We start from the raw sequence: 2,577 nt of genomic DNA, 5'->3' as shown, positions 1-2,577 counted from the left end.
GGCTCACTCCCACAGGGATCGTCGTCGTTCACAAATGCTGTGTCCGCCGAAAATCCCCTGTGGGAGTGAGCCTGCTCGCGATAGCGGCCTGTCAGCCAACCATTTCGCGCAGGCGATACCAGAACATCCCAAGCGCCAGCAACGGCGAGCGCAGCATCGGCCCGCCGGGAAAGGTCATGTGCGGCACGGCGCTGAACACGTCGAACCCTCGACTGTGCCCGGCATGGATCGCTTCACCCAATAGCTTCGCGCACCAATGCGTGACGTTCAGCCCATGCCCCGAGTAACCCTGGGCATAAAACACATTCGGGTGCTGACTCAAGCGGCCAACTTGCGGGAAGCGATTGGCGGAGATGCCGATCCGGCCGCCCCATTGATAGTCGATGCGCACATCGTGCAATTGCGGGAAGACTTTGAGCATCTGCGGGCGCATGTACGCCGTGATGTCAGCCGGATCGCGCCCTGAATAATGGCAGGCGCCGCCAAACAGCAAGCGCCGGTCCGCCGAGAGCCGGTAGTAATCCAGGCCGACTTTCTGGTCGCATAACGCGAGGTTCTGCGGGATCAACTGCGCGGCAACCTCAGGTGCCAACGGCTCGGTGGCAATGATATAGCTGCCGGCCGGGAGCACCTTGCCGCTGAGCTTCGGTTCGAGTTCTTCAAGGTGCGCGTTGCAGGCCAGCACCAGACTTCCCGCGCGTACCGTGCCACCGGCACAGCGAACCTGCACCGTGCTGCCATGGATCAACTCCAGAACCGGGCTCTGCTCGAAGATCTGCACCCCAAGGGATTGCGCCAGCCTTGCTTCGCCCAGCACCAGATTGAGCGGATGCAAATGGCCCGAACCCATGTCGACCAGACCACCGGCATAGACGCTTGAGTCCACCACTTGCTCACGGATCTGCTCCGGCCCGACCAGACGGGTTTCGTGGGCGTAACCTGATTCGGCCAGACTGTCGCGCTCCGCCTTGAACGCCGCGAATTGCGCCTTGGTGTTGGCCAGCTCGCAGAACCCCCAGCGCAGGTCGCACTCAATCCCGTGTTCACGGATGCGATTGCCCACCAGTTCCACCGATTCGATCCCCGCACGCTCCAGATAGCGCACCCCGTCCTCACCGACGTACCGGGTGAAACCGCTGACGTCATGGCCGATGCCGCGGATCAACTGCCCGCCATTGCGCCCGCTGGCGCCCCAGCCAATCCGCCGGCCCTCCAGCACAATCACCGAGAGCCCGCGCTGAGCCAGCTCGATCGCGGTGTTGACCCCGGTAAAACCGCCGCCGATCACGCAGACATCGGCCACCAGGTCCGAGGCCAGCGTGGGGTAGGGCGTCAGGCCTTTGGCGGTGGCCGCGTAGTAGGAATGTGCGTGTTCGTTATTCATTTGTTGGACTTCACTTTGCTCCAGGAACGGGTCATCAGTCGCATGATCGCCTGGGGCGGGGTGGTCGAAATGTAGAGTTTGTCGAGGACTGCCTGAGGTGGGTAAACCTCAGGGTTGTTCACCAGCTCCGCGTCCATGTATTCCTTGGCGGCGGGGTTGGGGTTGGCGTAGCCGACCGAGGCGCTGACCTTGGCAATCACTTGCGGGTCCAGAAGGTAGTTGATGAAGGCATGGGCTTCTTTCGGATTGCTGGCATCGGCAGGAATCGCCAACAGGTCAAACCACAAGTTACTGCCTTCCTTCGGAATGGCGTAGGCGATGTTCACGCCGTTCTTGGCTTCCTTGGCCCGGTTGGCGGCCTGGAACACGTCACCGGAATAGCCGAAGGCCACGCAGATGTCTCCGTTGGCAAGGTCCGACACGTATTTGGAGGAGTGGAAATAGGTGATGTAACGCCGGATGCTCAACAGTTTGGCTTCGGCTTTTTTGAAGTCTTCAGGGTTCTCGCTGCGCGGGTCCATGCCCATGTAATTGAGAATCGCCGGGAACACTTCATCGGCCGAGTCCATCATCGACACGCCGCACTGGCTGAGTTTCTTGATGTTTTCCGGTTCGAACAGCACTTCCCAGGAATCGATGCGGTCGATGCCGAGCACTTGCTTGACCTTGTCGACGTTGTAGCCGATGCCGTTGGTGCCCCACAGGTACGGCACGGAATGCTCGTTACCCGGATCGTTTTTCTCCAGCAGCGCCAACAATTTCGGGTCGAGGTTCTTGAAGTTGGGCAACTGCGCACGGTCCAGCTTGAGGAACGCGCCGGCCTTCACCTGACGGGCGAGGAAGTGGTTGGATGGCACGACCACGTCATACCCGGTACGCCCGGCGAGCAACTTGCCCTCCAGGGTTTCGTTGGAATCGAAGACGTCGTAGATCACCTTGATCCCGGATTTGGCCTGGAAGTCGGCGAGGGTGGTTTCGCCGATGTAATCGGTCCAGTTGTAGACGCTGACGGTGGGTTGAGCCTGGGCAACGGCACTGAACAGCACGGCAAGCGCGGCCGGCACCATGGATTTCAATAGACGCATTCGACACCTCTTTAGTTATTAGACTGTGTAGGAGCGAGGCTTGCCCGCGAAGGCGGACTGGCTGTCAACGACGATGTTGAACGGACCGGCCTCTTCGCGGGCAAGCCT

At 60.6% G+C, this 2,577-nt stretch carries 2 protein-coding genes; both read right to left on the bottom strand.

Features of this window, described 5'->3' with window-relative positions; all coding sequences use genetic code 11:
• Positions 1–91: 91 nt before the first annotated feature.
• Positions 92–1,384: an FAD-binding oxidoreductase gene (locus QMX98_RS33990; protein WP_282412058.1), complete on the bottom strand. Its 1,293-nt coding sequence runs from the start codon at positions 1,382–1,384 to the stop codon at positions 92–94.
• Positions 1,381–2,469 carry a polyamine ABC transporter substrate-binding protein gene (locus tag QMX98_RS33985; RefSeq protein WP_282412057.1) on the bottom strand — a complete coding sequence of 363 codons (1,089 nt, stop codon included), beginning with the start codon at positions 2,467–2,469 and terminating at the stop codon, positions 1,381–1,383. The genes QMX98_RS33990 and QMX98_RS33985 overlap by 4 nt, the downstream gene beginning before the upstream one ends.
• Positions 2,470–2,577: the final 108 nt, after the last annotated feature.

The organism is Pseudomonas sp. PS02303 (assembly GCF_029959925.1).
GTDB classification, from domain to species: Bacteria; Pseudomonadota; Gammaproteobacteria; order Pseudomonadales; family Pseudomonadaceae; genus Aquipseudomonas; species Aquipseudomonas mandelii.
This window is presented reverse-complemented; position numbering and strand designations above follow the sequence as displayed.

What these genes read in the sequence shown, in the direction of transcription:
- QMX98_RS33985 (WP_282412057.1), bottom strand. Translation starts at nt 2,469, where the DNA reads ATGCGTCTATTGAAATCCATGGTGCCGGCCGCGCTTGCCGTGCTGTTC.
- QMX98_RS33990 (WP_282412058.1), bottom strand. Translation starts at nt 1,384, where the DNA reads ATGAATAACGAACACGCACATTCCTACTACGCGGCCACCGCCAAAGGC.